Consider the following 14,836-nt stretch of genomic DNA (forward strand, 5'->3'; position numbering starts at 1 on the left):
ACACCGGACCGCGCATGCACGCCGGCAACAACGACTTAAGGACCATGCTTGACCAAGGGCAGCAGTTCCCACTACGAAGTGCTCCGCGTGGCGGTGACCGCGACGGAACGCGAGATCAAGGTGGCCTACCGCAAGGCTGCCCGCGTTTCGCATCCCGATCACGGCGGCGACGCCGCGGCGTTCCGGCAGGTGACCCTTGCATATGAGACGCTCATCGATCCCCAGCGGCGGGCCGCTTATGACCGCTCCTACGCGGCCGGCCCGCGCCGGAGCCGAGCAGATGGCGACGAAGCGCACTTCGACGCCCCGGCCGCCGGCAGCCACGCTTCAGCGACCATCCACAAGCCGGGAACGCCCAGGAACACCTCCGGCGATGCCCCTGTCTATGTGCCGCCCTTTGACACGCCGGGCGCCGTTCCGCTGCTCCCGCAGGAGCTGGCCAGCCAGCAGGTCCACGGCATGCCCAGGAAGCGCGGCATCTTCGGCGCTGAAGCCAGGATCCAGCGCGAGCTGCGCACGGTACAGCTGATCAGCAGGCAGGTCCTGCCGGCGATCCCTGCGGCGCGCCTGATCAACGGGCTGCAGTCCCCGGCGGACAACAGCCACATTGACCACGCGCTGCTCTCGGGCTACCGGCTTGCGCTGATCGGGTCCATGCTGCTGCCCAAGGGGGCCTACGCCTGGGACGGGAACACGCTCAATCACGGCGGCAGGTCGGTCGCCCCGCCGCAGCTGGCCCACGTGGTCTGGCAGATGCAGGACATTTTTCCCGAGCTCAACGTGACCGGGTGGACCGTGGTCCACAGCCCGGACGGCAACCTCCACGAACCCGTCATCGACCGCCACCGCCGCTCCCGCGGCGGCTCCGAGGTGGTGCAGGTGGTCAACGCCGCCGGGCTGGCCCGCGGGCTCGAGGATTTCCTGTCCTCCGGTCCTGCGCCGAACACGGTCAATGTCCAGGTGCTCGCCAGGCTGCTCAGGGGCATGCACTAAAGCCACGCACTGAGGTCCAACCCGAGGAGTGCCCGATTTTCCGACGCTAGGATTGAACCGTGTTCCGCATCCTCTTCCACACGCCCGAAATTCCCGGCAATACGGGCAACGCCATCCGTCTCGCCGCCATCACCGGCGCCGAACTCCACCTCGTGGAGCCTTTGGGCTTCGACTTCTCCGATGCCAAGCTCCGCCGTGCCGGCCTGGACTACCACGACCTTGCAGTGGTCACGGTCCATGCCAGCATCGAGGCCGCCTGGGAGGCCCTGCAGCCGGAGCGCGTCTTCGCCTTCACCTCCGACGGCGAGGTGTCCTACACGGACATCGCCTACAGGCCCGGCGATGTCCTGCTGTTCGGCCCGGAGTCGGTGGGCCTGCCGGACGACGTGAAGCGTGATCCCCACGTCACGTCCCGGGTCCGCCTGCCCATGCTGCCGTCGCTGCGATCTCTGAACCTGGCAAACGCGGCATCCATCGCCGTCTACGAGGCCTGGCGCCAGCAGGGTTTCACCGGCGCACAGCTCTGAGCGCAGCCCACGCGCACGGGCACCCATCCAAAGCCGGTGCCGCACCGAATCCCTCCTGAGCACGTCCAAAGGGCGCGCACATCCACAGGGCGTAAGGAGCGGCAGGTGAAAACACTCCAACCGGGCAACGCGGCGTTCCTTTTTGCCCGGCATGATGCTGCCATAACCCAAACCCGTGTGCAGCACCCGCCGGCAGGCAACCTATGCTTGAGGGTGATGGAAACTCCCAACGCGCCGAACTTTGACGCCCCCGCGCCGCCCGGCACCGCCGTCGACCTTAACCAGCAGCTGGCACAGCTGCTGGAGCGGATTGCCGACGGCGACCAGGCGTCCTTCGCCGAGTTCTACCGGCTGACGTCGCGGCGGGTGTTCGGCATGGCGCGCCGGGTGCTGATCGACCCGGAGCTCAGCGAGGACACCACACAGGAGGTCTTCCTGCAGGTCTGGCAAAACGCCGCCAGGTTCCATCCGGCGAGCGGAAGTCCGCTGGCCTGGCTCATGACCATCTCGCACCGCAGGGCCGTGGACAAGGTCCGGTCCTCGCAGTCCGCGAGCGACCGTGAGGCCAGGTACGGCGCCAACAGCCAGGACATCGACCATGACTCGGTGTCAGACGAGGTGGACAGCCGGCTGGAGGCCGAAGCCGTGGTGCGCTGCCTGGAGACCCTGACCGAGACTCAGCAGGAATCCGTCCGGCTCGCCTATTACGGCGGCCTCACCTACCGCGAAGTGGCTGAAAAGCTGAACGCGGCCATTCCGACCATTAAGTCCCGCATCCGCGACGGACTGATCCGACTCAAGACCTGCCTGGGGGTGAGCTGACAATGACCGATACGAATGATTCCCGCGGGCGCCAGCTGCCCAGGGCATTTGCTGCCGATATTTCCACCGACCTTGCGGCGGGCCGGGCAGTGGAACTCGCCGAAATTTACGCCCTGGACGCCATCAGCGACGCTGAGCGGGAGGCCATCGACGCCTACGTCAGCGGCGCTCCCGAGGCTGAACGCCAGTCCTTCAACGACCGTGTCCGCCAGGCCAGGGAGACTCTGGCCATGTCCTTTACGGCCGAGGAGGAGCCTCCTGCGGACCTGTTCGCCCGGATCGCCGCGCAGCTCCCCGCTGCTGCCCCGGCGGCGGGGCCGGCCAGGGCACATGCCGCTACGGCGGAAACCATCGTCGCCGGTGCGTCGGCTGCCCCGCCTGCGGCTGAGCCGGCCGCCGCTGCAGACGAACTTTCCGCGGCACGCCAGCGCCGTGAAGTACGACGCCGGACGTCCGGGCTCCGTAACTGGCTGATCGGTGTTGCGGCTGCTGCCGTGATCGCGCTGGGCGGTGTCGGGGTCGGGGCCTACGTGGCCAACCAGAACGATCCCTTCAACCAGGTCATCGAAGCACAGGACGCGCGGCAGGCGACTGTCGACGTCAATGGCGGAGGGACGGCGACGGTTTCGATCTCACCGTCGCATGATGCGCTGGTGGTGCGGATGAAGGATGTGCCGCCGCCGCCCGCGGGCAAGGTCTACCAGATGTGGCTGATTCCCAAGGACGGCTCCACCCCCGTCTCGCAGGGCCTGATGGATGCGGAGGCATTGTCGAAGCCGGCCCTGGTCAAGGGCATCGGCTCCGCGGCCTCGCTCGGCATCACGGTCGAGCCCGTCGGCGGATCGGCGACCCCGACGCTTCCCACCGTGGCTGCCGCACCGCTGAACACCTGACGCTCGGCATCGGACGCTTGACGTTGACGTTGCGTCAACTTCTACGCTGGAGGCATGAAACAGGAAGAACTCCGGAGCTGGTCCATCGCCGAACTGGCGAAGCTGAGCAGGGTCTCGTCCAGGACCCTCCGGCATTACGACCAGGTGGGGTTGCTGCCGCCTGCCTACACCGGGCACAACCGCTACCGCTACTACACGCAGCCTGAACTGCTGCGTCTTCAGCGGATCCTGCTTCTCCGCGAACTTGGCCTTGGTCTGGAAACCATAGGCCAGGTTCTGGACGGCCAGGCAGACCAACTGGATGCACTGAGCGTGCACCGGAAATGGCTGCTGGCCGAGCGCGACCGCCTGGACCGCATGGCCAGGACCGTCGGCGCCACCATATCGGCACTGCAGCGAGGAGACGCCATGTCAGGCGAGGAAATTTTCAAGGACTTTCACACCAACCCCTACGAGGAGGAGGCCCGCCAGCGGTGGGGCGATAAGGCAGTCGAGGACAGCAAGGCGCGGCACGCCGCCCTCAGCGCGGCGGACAAGGAAGCCTTTTTGGCCGAGTCCGGGGCGATCAACGAGGAGCTGGCCCGGTGCCTGGACGCCGGTCTGCCGGCGGACGACGCCCGCGTGCAGGCCGCCGTCGAACGCCATTACCGGTGGATCTGCGTCAGCTGGACGCCGGATGCCGACAGCTACGTGGGACTGGGCCGGATGTACGTGGAGGACCCGCGGTTCACCGCCTTCTACGACAAGAGCCGCGCAGGCCTCGCCTCCTATCTGCTGGAGGGGATCAAGGTCTACGCGGCGTCGCAGCTCCGCCCGGCCGCCGGCTGACACCCAGGTAAGAGGGCAGGCTAGAAGCCGGCGATCGTCCCGGGCCCATTGACCATGACCACGTGGAACGCCTCGGCGCTCCGGCCGGTGGGGAGGCCGGAGCGTTCGGCGTTCGCCTGCAGGCCGCGCCTGACGGTGGCCTCCATGGCCTCGGCGTCGGGATGCTGGCTGACGTGGACGTGGATCGCCTCGAGCTTGCTTTCCACATGGTCCGTGACGTCCACAAAGTGGTTCTCGCGCTCCTCCGGACCGGCGTAGAGCCACAGCCACGGAAGTTTGAAGGCCTCGAGGCCGGCCTCGGCAAGGTCAGGGTACGCGAACGGGTTTTCCACTGCAGGGTAGATGGCACGGGTCACCGCCTCCCCCACGGCCAGGTGGTCCGGATGGCTCTTCTGGATGCGCTTCCAGTTGCGCTCCGGATGCATGGAAAGCACGACGTCGGGCCGGAGTTCACGGATCAGCTTCACCACTCCGCGCATCACCTCATGGTTCGGTTCAAGGTATCCGTCCCGCTGGTGCAGGTAGTGGATGTCCGTGACGCCGACGAGGGCCGCGGCGCGCTCCTGCTCGGCCGCCCGGAGGGCGATGATCTCGGCGCGCTGCGCAGGGTCGAAGCCGCCCGCGTCGCCGTCGGTCATGATGCAGTAGCTGACCTGGACGCCGGCCGCCGTCCACGCGGCGATGGTGCCGGCGGCGCCGAAATCGATGTCGTCGGGATGTGCCGAGAAACAGAGCACCCGCTCAATCCGGTGCTGTTCCGGATTGAACGGGCTCTGCGCTGGTGCAGCGTTGGGGGTCAAGGCTTCAGCCCTTGCGCTTCTTGATCTCTTCAGTCGCCTGCGGCAGCACCTGGAAAAGATCGCCGATGATGCCGAAGTCCGCGATTTCGAACACGGGCGATTCCGCGTCCTTGTTCACGGCAACGATCACCTTGGCGGTCTGCATGCCCGCCTTCTGCTGGATGGCGCCGGAGATGCCGGCCGAGATGTACAGCTGCGGCGAGACGGTCTTGCCGGTCTGGCCGACCTGGGCGTCGTGGTTGATCCAGCCGGCGTCGGTTGCCGCGCGGGAGGCGCCCACGGCCGCACCCAGGGCGTCAGCCAGTTCCTCCACGGGGCCGAAGTCGCCGTCAAGGCCGCGTCCGCCGGCCACCACGATGCGTGCGTCCGTGAGGTCAGGGCGGCCGCTGGCGACCTTCTGTTCCCGGGAGGTGATGCGGGCCGCCGCGGCGGTTGCGTCGGCGGGGACATCAACAGTGAGCGTTTCGGGTGCGCCGGGAGCCGTCGCGGGTTCGGGGTCCACGGTGTTGGCCTTCACGGACAGCACGGTGACCGCAGTCGTCGCCTTCGCCGTTGTGGTGTACGAGCCGGCCAGCACCGACTTGTGGGCGGTGCCGTCGGCGTCGACCGCGACGACGTCGGTGATGACGCCGGCGCTCAGCCGGATGCCGAGCCTGGCCGCGATTTCCTTGCCCTCAGGCGAGTTCTCAAGCAGGACGGTGGTGGCACCGGACTTGTCCGCTACGGCAGCCAGAAAGGCGGCCTTCGGCGCGACAAGGTAATCGTCAAGGTCCGCTGCGGACGGACGGAAGACGGCGGCAGCACCGTAGGCGCCCAGGGTGCCGGCGGCGTCGTCGGACAGTTCGCCGTTGACCGCCACGGCAGTCTCTCCGAGGGAGCGGGCGATGGTGAGGAGTTCCAGGCTGCTCTTCTTGAGAGCCTGCCCGGGGTTGTCAATGAATACCAGTACGTTTGCCATGTTGTGGAGTCCCCTTAGAGCAGCTTCTGGGCGGCGAGGAAGTCAACCAGCTTGATGCCGGCGTCGCCTTCGTCCGTGATGATGGTGCCGGCAGTGCGGGGCGGGCGTTCCTCCGCCGCCGTCACGCGGGTCCAGGATCCAGCGTGGCCTACCTGGGAGGATTCCACTCCGATGTCAGCCAGGGACAGGGTGGTGATGCTCTTACGCTTGGCCGCGATGATGCCCTTGAAGTTCGGGTAGCGCGGCTCGTTGATCTGGTCCGTCACGGAAACCACTGCAGGCAGCGAGGCCTCAACCGTCTCCGAGTGGGTGTCCGCATCACGGCGTGCCGAGACACGTCCGCCGTCGACGTCGAGGGAGGAGGCGAACGTAACCTGCGGAAGACCCAGGCGCTCGGCCAGCTGCGCGGGCACCAGGGAGGTCTCGCCGTCGGTGGAGGCCATGCCGGTCAGCACGAGGTCCACGGGGGCGTCCGCGCCGAGGTGGCGGACGGCGGCTGCGAGCGCCAGGGAGGTTGCCGCAGCGTCCGAGCCGGCGAGGGCCGCGTCGGTGAGGTGCACACCCTCGGTGGCACCGATCTGCAGGGACTTTTTGATGGCGTTGACGGCGCCGGCCGGTCCCATGCTCAACGCGATGACCTTGTTGCCGGCCTTGGCACCGCCGCGGGCTTCGGCCAGCTGCAGCGCGGCCTCCAGGGCGTACTCATCCAGTTCAGACAGGATGCTTTCGTCGCGGTCCGTGGTGTGGCCCTCGCCGCTGAGGTGCCGGTCGAACTGGGCGTCCGGCACATGCTTGACCAGGACGACGATCTTCAATGTCTCTTCCACTGTGTTTACAGCAGCCTTCCGTGCTTGTGGATAGCCAGCCGGGTGAGGTCGTGGCCGTGGAACGCCCGGGATACGGGTAGCTCCTAGCTAACCATATTGGGCCCGTCGTATGACGTCCCGTTAACGCCTGTGTCAAAGGCCTGCGTCAGAAGCAGGCACAACGACGGCGGGCCGCACCCCGAGGTGCGGCCCGCCGTCGTGCTTGGCGCAGTTACTGCTCTGCTGCCTATTGCTCTGCTGCTGCGCCGAGCGTGACGTCCAGCTGCTGCTCACGGTTGTTGCGCAGGACCGTGATCTTCACCGACGAGCCGGATGGCTGCTCGCGGACGGCTGCGGTCAGCTGGTTCGGGTCACTGATCGCAAGGTCGTTGAAGCGCGTCACCACGTCGCCCGCTTTGATCCCTGCCTTGGCCGCCGCGGAGCCCTGCTCCACCGAGGCCACATCGGCACCCGTCGAGAAGCCGGCGTCCGAGGACGACTTCGCCTGGACACTCACGCCGAGCTGGCCGTGCGTGGCCTTTCCGTTGTCGATGATTTCCTGCGCCACGCGCCTTGCACTGTTGATCGGGATGCTGAAGCCCACGCCGATGTTGCCTGTTCCGCTTGCAGCGGAGCCGCCGCCGGCGGAGGCGATCGCGACGTTGACGCCGATCACTTCACCCTTGCTGTTCACCAGGGCACCACCGGAGTTGCCGGGGTTGATGGCCGCATCCGTCTGGATGACGTTGATGGCGATCGATCCCTTGCTGGCCGAGCTCTGCCCCTGCCCCTGGCCCGGAGGAGCGAATTCGAAGCCCTGGTCGCCGCCCTGGGAGTTATCCGTACCCTGCTTCGGAGCTGCCGAGGACGCAACGCTGATGGTCCTGTTCAGCGTGGAAACGATGCCGTCCGTCACCGTGCCGGTGAGGCCCAGCGGCGAACCGATGGCAACGGCCGTGTCCCCGACGTTCAGCTTGCTGGAATCACCCAGGGCTGCCGGCGTGAGCCCGGACGGGTTGTCCACCTTGATCACCGCGAGGTCGGAGAGCGGGTCGGTGCCAACCACCTTGGCGGTGAGGACGCGGCCGTCGTTCGTGCGGACCTGAATTTCCGCGTTGGCGGTGGCGCCGTCGAGCGTCACCACGTGGGTGTTGGTGAGGATGTGGCCCTGGTCGTCGAGGATGATCCCCGAGCCCGTGCCGCCGTCGCTGCCGCTGGTGGCCTTGATGGTCACAACGCTCGGTGACGCCTTGACGGCCGCGGCCGTGATCTCGTTGACCGAGTCCTGGTTGTTCACGATGACGGTGCCGGGCTGGCTGCCGGAGCTGACGGCCGGTGCGGCGCCTCCGGCGTCGAACAGGTTGCCGGAGCCAACGGTTGCAACACCGCCGCCCACGAGGCCTGCGGCGAGGATACTGGCTACGAGGGTCCCCACACCGAAGGTTGCCTTGCGCTTGGGCTGGCTGGCACGGGTGTCCTGGAACGCGGAATGCGGGTTGTGCTGGGAGTACTGGGTACCGATCGGCTGGGTAGCCGGTGCCGGCTGCTGCCCGTAGAAGGGGGCATGCTGCGGGTAGACGGGGTGCGGACCGCTGGAACGCTGCTGCTGGTTTGGGTCCTGCGCGGGCCTGTACAGCGGCATGGTGGGGTTCCTTTCGGAATCCAGGCGCACCGTGGGGTTTTCGGAATCGTTGGCGGTGCGATGCTCGCCGTCCTGGTGCGCGGGAGGCTGGAGACCCTCGGCGGGCTCAGGCCGAAGGGTCGGATCAACAGGCCGCCCTGAAGGATCTCGATTCTCAGGTGCTGCGCCCGGTACTGGGTGCTCAGTCATTGGACTTCCTTTCATCCTCGTCTCTATTAACTATGGACGATCCGACTGAAACTAAAACGGACGTTTGCTGGGAGGTTCCTGAATGGCCTCCGGAACGGCGTTCCTGACCAGTGTTCGGGTCAGCCACCAAGGTCTCCAGCGCTTTTCGCTGGTGGCATATTCCCCTCCGTGGACGCTCCCGCTGGTGCACCATAGAATCAAGAAGAATTGCCACAGCGACCTGCGGCTTTACACCCGGCGTGGGGGCGCTGCTGCATTCTATGACGGCTGTTCGTCCCGAACCAGCCGCGGCGTGCTGAAGGGTTGCCATGCGGTCAATGTTGAAACGTGTTCTCGCCGTGATCGGCCTGACAGGAATGCTGGCGGTTCCGGCCGCGGCAGCCTGGGCGGACGAGCCGGTAACCATCCCCTCCGGCCAAAACATTGTCGACGACGCGAATGTGCTCGGCAGCCGCAAGGGCGAAGTCGAGGACTCCATCCAGAAGCTCCTCAAGGACCACAAGTACAACCTGTACGTGGTCACCGTGAAGTCATTCGAAAATCCCTCTGATCCGGCCGCGTGGGGTAGGGCAGTCGCGGAGCAGAAGGGTATGGGCCCCGCTGATGTGATCCTCGCCATCGCTGCTGACCAGGGCCGGTACTACTTCGCGCCCAATACCTCCAGCGCCATCTACCCCAAACGGACCACCATCACGCAGAACGCCATCGCGGCCAACCTCGGCGGCGGCAAGAGGGACTTTGCCCAGGCTGCCATTGATACTGCAGGCGCCATAGGCGACGCGGCAGGCGGCGGAAGCGGAACAGTGCCCTCGGGCGCCGGTGCAGGCACGGCCGTCCTCGTGGGCGCCGGCGTCGTGGCCGCCGGCGGCGCGGGCACGTACCTTTATCTGCGCAACAGGCGCAAGAAGGCCGGACAGGCCTCCAGCGCAAGCTACGGCCCGCAGGGCGCGGAGCTCGATCCTCTGGCCGGCATGAGCATCGACGATCTGCGCCGGAAGAGCGGCTCCCTGCTGATTGAAGCCGACGACGCGATCAAGTCGAGCGAGCAGGAACTGGGCTTCGCCGAAGCGCAGTACGGGGAAGCGGCCGTAGGCAACTTCACCAAGGCGCTCCAGGAGGCAAAAGCGCACATGTCCGAGTCGTTCAAGCTGCAGCAGCAGCTGGACGACCACATCCCCGACACCGAAGAACAGCAGCGCAGCTGGCTCGGCGAAATCATCAGGAGGTCGGAAGCGGCCCTGGCGTCGCTGCAGGAGCAGAAGGCCGACTTCGACTCGCTGCGCGAACTCGAGAAGAACGCGCCGCAGGCCCTCGCAGCAGTTGACACCGGCGCCGCAGACGCGGACGCCAAGATCGCCCGGGCTGAACAGACCCTGGCCGAACTGCGCGGCAAGTACGCGGACAGCGCGCTGGCCCAGGTGTCGGACAACATCAGCCAGGCCAAGGAACGGCTGGCCTTCGTGCAGAATGCCAGCGCCGCTGCCCGTGAAAAGCTCGCGGGCGGAGAGGGAAGCCTCGCAGCCGTGGCCGTCCGGGCATCGGAGGAGAGCCTGCACCAGACGCACGTGCTGCTGGATGCAATCGCCAAGGTTGCAGGCAACCTGGACTCGGCCCGTCAGGGACTGGAATCAGCTGTTGTGGACACCTCCCAGGACCTTGCCCAGGCGAGGGCCATGATCCAGTCCGGCGCCCATCCGGAGCTTGAGGGGCCTGTTGCCGGCGTCGAGGCGGCCCTCGCGCGCGTGAAGAGTGAAATCCAAAGCGGCAAGATTGATCCGGTCGCCACCCTGGAGCGCGTGGAGTCGGCGCACCAGGCCCTCGACCAGGCTCTGGGCGGAATCCGGGACCAGCAGGAACAGGCCCGCAGGGCCCAGGCGTCGCTGCAGCAGACCATCATGTCGGCCCAGGCACAGATAAGTGCGACATCCGATTACATCACCGCCCGGCGCGGCGGGGTTGGCACCGAGGCCCGGACCCGACTGGCGGAGGCCCAGCGCAACCTCGACTACGCGCTCTCCATCTCCCGGAACGACCCCGTGACTGCGCTGACCTACGCCCAGCAGGCACATGCGCTGGCTGCCCAGGCGGCCCAGCTGGCACAGTCTGACGTCGACAGTTTCGGCTACGCCAACCAAGGATACGGCCAGGGATACGGGCGCGGCGGCATGTTCGGCGGCGGCGGAGGCGGCGGCCTGGGCGGCGCCATCCTTGGGGGCATCCTCATAAATTCCATCCTCAACGGCGGCAGCGGCGGCGGCTGGGGCGGCGGACACAACGACGGCGGTGGCTGGGGCGGCGACTCCGGCGGGTTCGGCGGGGACTTTGGCGGAGGAGACTTCGGCGGGGGCGACTTCGGCGGCGGGGACTCGGGGAGTTTCTAACCGGCAAAACTCAGCGCCGGCCCGGCCACCGGGCCGGCGGATAGAAGCGGTATAACAACAGTTCACTGTATTCAGTGGCACAGACGGAGCAGGACGAAAGGTAACACCATGGTTAAGCAGTCCATTTTCGGCCGCATGGCGCAGCTGGCGAAGGCAAACATCAACGCCTTGCTGGACCAGGCCGAGGACCCGCAGAAGATGCTGGACCAGATGGTCCGGGACTACTCCAACAACATTGCCGAAGCCGAGTCCGCGGTAGCCCAGACCATCGGAAACCTGCGTATGCTCCAGGACGACTACAACGAGGACATCAAGAACGCGCAGGACTGGGGCAACAAGGCCCTGGCGGCCTCCCGTAAGGCTGATGAGTTCCGCAGTGCCGGCAACGCGGCCGATGCACAGAAGTTCGACAACCTGGCCAAGGTGGCACTGCAGCGCCAGATGTCATCGGAAAATGAGGCCCGCGCCGCCGAGCCAAATATCGCCTCCCAGTCCGACGTGGTGGACCGCCTCAAGACCGGCCTGGACCAGATGAAGGGCAAGCTGAACCAGCTCACCAGCAAGCGCAACGAGCTGGTGGCCCGCTCCAAGACCGCGGCCGCGCAGTCCCAGGTCCACGACGCTCTGAAGAGCATCGACATTCTGGACCCCACCAGCGAGGTGGGCCGCTTCGAGGAAAAGATCCGGCGCGAGGAAGCCAAAGTCCGCGGCCAGCAGGAGCTTGCCGCTTCGAGCCTCGATGCCCAGTTCAACCAGCTTGAGGACCTCGGCGAGCAGACCGAGATCGAGGCCCGGCTTGCCGCGCTGAAGTCGGGGAACGCCAAGCCGGCCATTGGGGCCGGGAACAATGCGACGTCCTCGTCGTCGTCCACTGTTGACGAGGCGGACTTCGACAAGCTGTAATCGGGGCACTCCAGCCTGAGTGTGCCGCTACGGGGCCGGGATCCATATGGATCCCGGCCCCTGCCGTCTGCGGGACGTGTAGCGTGAATCCATGGCTCCCACCATTGTCTGGCTACGTGACGACCTGCGCCTGGACGACAATCCCGCCCTCGCGGCCGCGGCTGCACTGCCGGATCCGGTGACGGTGGTGTACATCCTCGACGAGGACTCCCCCGGCATCCGCCCGCTGGGCGCCGCAGCGAGGTGGTGGCTCCACCACTCGCTGTCCGCCCTCGCCGCCAGCCTCGACGCGCGCGGGTCACGGCTGTTGCTGCGCCGGGGCAGCGCCGCTTCGGTCATCGAGGAATTGGCGGCTGACACCGGCGCCGGCAAGTTGTTCTGGAACCGGCGTTACAACCACCCGGAGCAGAACATCGACGCAGGCATCGAGGAGTGGGCCGCCGGGCAGGGCATTGCGACCACCAGCTTCCAGGCAAACCTGCTGTTCGAACCGTGGACGGTTCGCACGGGTTCAGGCGGGCCGTACAAGGTCTTCACACCGTTCTGGCGTTCGTGCCTGGCCGGTGCGGAACCGCGCCTTCCCGCTGATGTCCCGGACCCCTTGCCGCAGCCGGCAGCCGGAGCGTCGGGCCGCCCGCCGGCCGGTGACCGGCTGGACAGTTGGCGGCTCCTCCCCCGCAAGCCGGACTGGAGTGGCGGCCTCGCCGGGACGTGGACCCCGGGCGAGGAAGGCGCCCACGACCGGCTGGAATATTTTCTTGATGGTCCCGTGGAGGACTATGGCAGGGGCCGCGACTTGCCGGGCGTCGAGGGCACCAGCCGCCTCTCACCGCACCTGCGCTTCGGAGAGATCAGTCCCTTCCGTGTATGGCATTCCCTCCGGGAACGCTTCCCACGCCATGCACCGGCCGGCGTCGGGATCTTCCGCAGCGAGCTCGGCTGGCGTGAGTTCTGCTGGCAGCTGCTGTACGAAAATCCGGACCTGGCCACGCAAAATTACCGCCAGGAGTTCGACCACTTTGCCTGGCAAACGCCGTCGGACGCCGAGCTGGAGGCCTGGCAGCAGGGGCACACCGGTTATCCCCTGGTGGACGCCGGCATGCGGCAGCTGTGGCAGACCGGCTGGATGCACAACAGGGTGCGGATGGCTGCGGCGTCGTTCCTGGTGAAGAACATGCTTGCGGACTGGCGCGTGGGCGAGGCCTGGTTCTGGGACACCCTGGTCGACGCCGACGCGGCGAACAACCCGGCCAACTGGCAATGGGTGGCGGGCTCAGGCGCGGACGCGTCGCCTTACTTCCGCATTTTCAACCCGGTCACGCAAAGCAAGAAGTTCGACGCCGGTGGCAGTTACCTGCGCGGCTACATCCCTGAACTCGCGGACTTGGATGACCGGAGCGTGCACGAGCCGTGGAAGAACCCGACGGCGGCTCGGGGCTACCCCACACCGCTGGTAGGCCTGCAGGAATCCCGGGCACGGGCGCTGGACACGTACCAGCGGCTCAAGGACAGGTGAGCGGCCGGGCGGGCAGCAACGCCGGCGGGCTAGCGGCTGGTGACCTTGCCCATGAGGGACGCGATCGGGCGCAGGAACAGGGGCCGGGCCAGGAACCATGCCGCAACCATCGCTGCGACTGATGCCGCGAAGAACCAGAAACCGACCCAGCTCACGTCGTCGCTGCCGCCGTACATATGGTTGAGGTTGCGGAGCGCGCCCGTGGCCAGGACCAGGAACACGTGCACCACAATGAAGGCCACGAAGTAGATCATCACCGGGAAGTGGACGGCACGGGCGGCCTCGATGGGGAAGGCCTTGTTCAGCCCGGAGGCCTTTTTGGGCCACGCGGCGGACATCCGCAGGCCCGTGATGAATGCCAGCGGAGCGGCGATGAACACCGTGGCGAAGTAGGTCAGCAGCTGCAGGGCGTTGTAGTTGACCCAGCCGTTCTCCGTGGGCCAGTTCAGCGAAGCGTACTGCAGGGCGGCCGAGACGGCGTTCGGGAAAACATCCCAGGATGTGGGAACGATCCGTGTCCACTGGCCGGTCGCGAACAGCAGGATCACAAAGACGAGCCCGTTGAGGATCCACAGCGCATCGAGTGTGAGGTGGAACCAGAGCTCCAGGCTGATCTTGGTGGGCGCCGTCCGGGTCTTGACGAGGCCCTTGTTGTTCCGGGTCCAGTAGCCGCTCGGGCGGGTGGTGGTGCGGACCTGCCAGCCGGAACGGATGATGAGCAGCAGGAAGAAGGCGTTCAGGAAGTGCTGCCAGGCCAGCCAGGCCGGGAAGCCGACGGGGGCGCCGGCGGGAAGTTCGGAGTGTCCGGGGTAGTCCTCCATGAAGGAGGCAACGGCGGGCAGTCCCGTGATCCACTTTGCGAGGAGCACCACCAGCACCAGTGCCACGAGCGCTGCAGGTACCGCCCAGTACAGCCTGGCGCGCTTGCCCCTGGCAGTGCCGGACTTGTTCTTCGTTGTGGACATCGAGCTATCCATTCCTCTCGAGAATGACCGACCAGTGTAGGCGCCCCGCGCCGGCCAGGAATTCCGGGCCCTGCGAAAGAGAATACTAGGAACCCCGATCACATGAACAAATGCTCCGGTAATGCAGGAAGCCCCGGCCACATTGTGGCCGGGGCTTCCTTCTGGTTGCGGGGACAGGATTTGAACCTGTGACCTCTGGGTTATGAGCCCAGCGAGCTACCGAACTGCTCCACCCCGCGTCGCTTGACCAACAATACCCTACTTTTGCGGAGGCTTTGACCACCGCTGTTTTCGGACGCCCACGCCGGACCGAGGGCCCTCCGCAGACAAGAAAAGACCCGGACCACCATACGGTGATCCGGGCCTTTTCTTCAGTTGCGGGGACAGGATTTGAACCTGTGACCTCTGGGTTATGAGCCCAGCGAGCTACCGAACTGCTCCACCCCGCGTCGCAAGAACTACTCTACCGGCCGGTGAACAGGAGGCCAAATCCAGACGGCGTGATCTGCGTCTCGGGAACCCTGGCCCCTCTCCTACGCATCTAACGCGAAAGGCCGGCCCATCCGATTCGCGGGGAGGGCCGGCCTTTCACTTGCTCAGCTGCCTTCAGTCA

Annotated in this window: 13 protein-coding genes and 2 tRNA genes; 8 read left to right on the forward strand and 7 right to left on the reverse strand. The window is 66.6% G+C overall.

Going from position 1 to position 14,836, the window contains the following annotated elements; all coding sequences use genetic code 11:
- Nucleotides 1–48: 48 nt before the first annotated feature.
- From ACHMXB_RS09725 to ACHMXB_RS09745, 5 genes are all read left to right on the forward strand, one after another.
- Nucleotides 49–993, forward strand: coding sequence for a J domain-containing protein (locus ACHMXB_RS09725; RefSeq protein ID WP_395404795.1), 945 nt, complete (start codon nt 49–51; stop codon nt 991–993).
- Between the two features lie 59 nt (nt 994–1,052).
- A complete protein-coding gene (locus ACHMXB_RS09730) occupies nt 1,053–1,520 on the forward strand; it encodes a tRNA (cytidine(34)-2'-O)-methyltransferase (RefSeq protein WP_395404797.1) in 468 nt (155 codons plus the stop codon).
- Nucleotides 1,521–1,736: 216 nt separating this feature from the next.
- The gene (locus tag ACHMXB_RS09735; RefSeq protein ID WP_395404799.1) at nt 1,737–2,342 is read left to right on the forward strand and encodes a sigma-70 family RNA polymerase sigma factor; all 606 of its coding nucleotides are present in this window, start codon (nt 1,737–1,739) and stop codon (nt 2,340–2,342) included.
- 2 nt (nt 2,343–2,344) lie between these two features.
- Entirely contained in the window at nt 2,345–3,235 is an 891-nt protein-coding gene (locus ACHMXB_RS09740) for an anti-sigma factor domain-containing protein (RefSeq protein ID WP_395404801.1), read from the forward strand.
- A gap of 54 nt (nt 3,236–3,289) precedes the next feature.
- Entirely contained in the window at nt 3,290–4,063 is a 774-nt protein-coding gene (locus ACHMXB_RS09745; RefSeq protein WP_395404803.1) for a MerR family transcriptional regulator, read from the forward strand.
- Nucleotides 4,064–4,083: 20 nt separating this feature from the next.
- Here the strand turns inward: ACHMXB_RS09745 and ACHMXB_RS09750 are convergent, their stop codons facing one another.
- The 4 genes from ACHMXB_RS09750 to ACHMXB_RS09765 all read right to left on the reverse strand — a co-directional run bounded on the left by ACHMXB_RS09750 (nt 4,084) and on the right by ACHMXB_RS09765 (nt 8,458).
- Entirely contained in the window at nt 4,084–4,863 is a 780-nt protein-coding gene (locus ACHMXB_RS09750; RefSeq protein ID WP_395404805.1) for a PIG-L deacetylase family protein, read from the reverse strand.
- A gap of 4 nt (nt 4,864–4,867) precedes the next feature.
- Entirely contained in the window at nt 4,868–5,821 is a 954-nt protein-coding gene (locus ACHMXB_RS09755; protein ID WP_395404807.1) for an electron transfer flavoprotein subunit alpha/FixB family protein, read from the reverse strand.
- Nucleotides 5,822–5,835: 14 nt separating this feature from the next.
- Complete coding sequence (locus ACHMXB_RS09760; protein WP_395405223.1) at nt 5,836–6,636, reverse strand: electron transfer flavoprotein subunit beta/FixA family protein; 801 nt, start codon at nt 6,634–6,636, stop codon at nt 5,836–5,838.
- A gap of 238 nt (nt 6,637–6,874) precedes the next feature.
- Nucleotides 6,875–8,458 (reverse strand): S1C family serine protease, encoded by a 1,584-nt coding sequence (locus ACHMXB_RS09765; RefSeq protein WP_395404809.1) that lies wholly within the window; start codon nt 8,456–8,458, stop codon nt 6,875–6,877.
- A gap of 308 nt (nt 8,459–8,766) precedes the next feature.
- Here ACHMXB_RS09765 and ACHMXB_RS09770 point away from each other — a divergent pair, with 308 nt between their 5' ends.
- The 3 genes from ACHMXB_RS09770 (at nt 8,767) to ACHMXB_RS09780 (ending at nt 13,258) form a co-directional block, all read left to right on the forward strand.
- Complete coding sequence (locus ACHMXB_RS09770; protein ID WP_395404811.1) at nt 8,767–10,839, forward strand: TPM domain-containing protein; 2,073 nt, start codon at nt 8,767–8,769, stop codon at nt 10,837–10,839.
- A 108-nt stretch (nt 10,840–10,947) separates the two neighbouring features.
- Nucleotides 10,948–11,742: a PspA/IM30 family protein gene (locus ACHMXB_RS09775; RefSeq protein ID WP_395404813.1), complete on the forward strand. Its 795-nt coding sequence runs from the start codon at nt 10,948–10,950 to the stop codon at nt 11,740–11,742.
- 91 nt (nt 11,743–11,833) lie between these two features.
- The gene (locus tag ACHMXB_RS09780) at nt 11,834–13,258 is read left to right on the forward strand and encodes a cryptochrome/photolyase family protein (protein ID WP_395404815.1); all 1,425 of its coding nucleotides are present in this window, start codon (nt 11,834–11,836) and stop codon (nt 13,256–13,258) included.
- 29 nt (nt 13,259–13,287) lie between these two features.
- On the opposite strand, the gene ACHMXB_RS09785 is transcribed toward ACHMXB_RS09780, so the two are convergent.
- From ACHMXB_RS09785 to ACHMXB_RS09795, 3 genes are all read right to left on the reverse strand, one after another.
- Entirely contained in the window at nt 13,288–14,223 is a 936-nt protein-coding gene (locus tag ACHMXB_RS09785; protein ID WP_395404817.1) for a cytochrome b/b6 domain-containing protein, read from the reverse strand.
- 162 nt (nt 14,224–14,385) lie between these two features.
- Nucleotides 14,386–14,462 (reverse strand) — tRNA-Met (locus ACHMXB_RS09790).
- Nucleotides 14,463–14,598: 136 nt separating this feature from the next.
- Nucleotides 14,599–14,672: transfer RNA gene (locus ACHMXB_RS09795), tRNA-Met, on the reverse strand.
- Nucleotides 14,673–14,836 lie beyond the last annotated feature (164 nt).

The organism is Arthrobacter sp. UC242_113 (genome assembly GCF_044054585.1).
In the GTDB taxonomy this organism is placed as follows: domain Bacteria; phylum Actinomycetota; class Actinomycetes; order Actinomycetales; family Micrococcaceae; genus Arthrobacter.

Excerpts from the sequence above, each read along its gene's own strand:
- ACHMXB_RS09735 (WP_395404799.1), top strand. The coding sequence starts at position 1,737 with ATGGAAACTCCCAACGCGCCGAACTTTGACGCCCCCGCGCCGCCCGGC.
- ACHMXB_RS09740 (WP_395404801.1), top strand. The coding sequence starts at position 2,345 with ATGACCGATACGAATGATTCCCGCGGGCGCCAGCTGCCCAGGGCATTT.
- ACHMXB_RS09745 (WP_395404803.1), top strand. The coding sequence starts at position 3,290 with ATGAAACAGGAAGAACTCCGGAGCTGGTCCATCGCCGAACTGGCGAAG.
- ACHMXB_RS09755 (WP_395404807.1), bottom strand. The coding sequence starts at position 5,821 with ATGGCAAACGTACTGGTATTCATTGACAACCCCGGGCAGGCTCTCAAG.
- ACHMXB_RS09765 (WP_395404809.1), bottom strand. The coding sequence starts at position 8,458 with ATGACTGAGCACCCAGTACCGGGCGCAGCACCTGAGAATCGAGATCCT.
- ACHMXB_RS09770 (WP_395404811.1), top strand. The coding sequence starts at position 8,767 with ATGCGGTCAATGTTGAAACGTGTTCTCGCCGTGATCGGCCTGACAGGA.
- ACHMXB_RS09775 (WP_395404813.1), top strand. The coding sequence starts at position 10,948 with ATGGTTAAGCAGTCCATTTTCGGCCGCATGGCGCAGCTGGCGAAGGCA.
- ACHMXB_RS09780 (WP_395404815.1), top strand. The coding sequence starts at position 11,834 with ATGGCTCCCACCATTGTCTGGCTACGTGACGACCTGCGCCTGGACGAC.
- ACHMXB_RS09785 (WP_395404817.1), bottom strand. The coding sequence starts at position 14,223 with ATGTCCACAACGAAGAACAAGTCCGGCACTGCCAGGGGCAAGCGCGCC.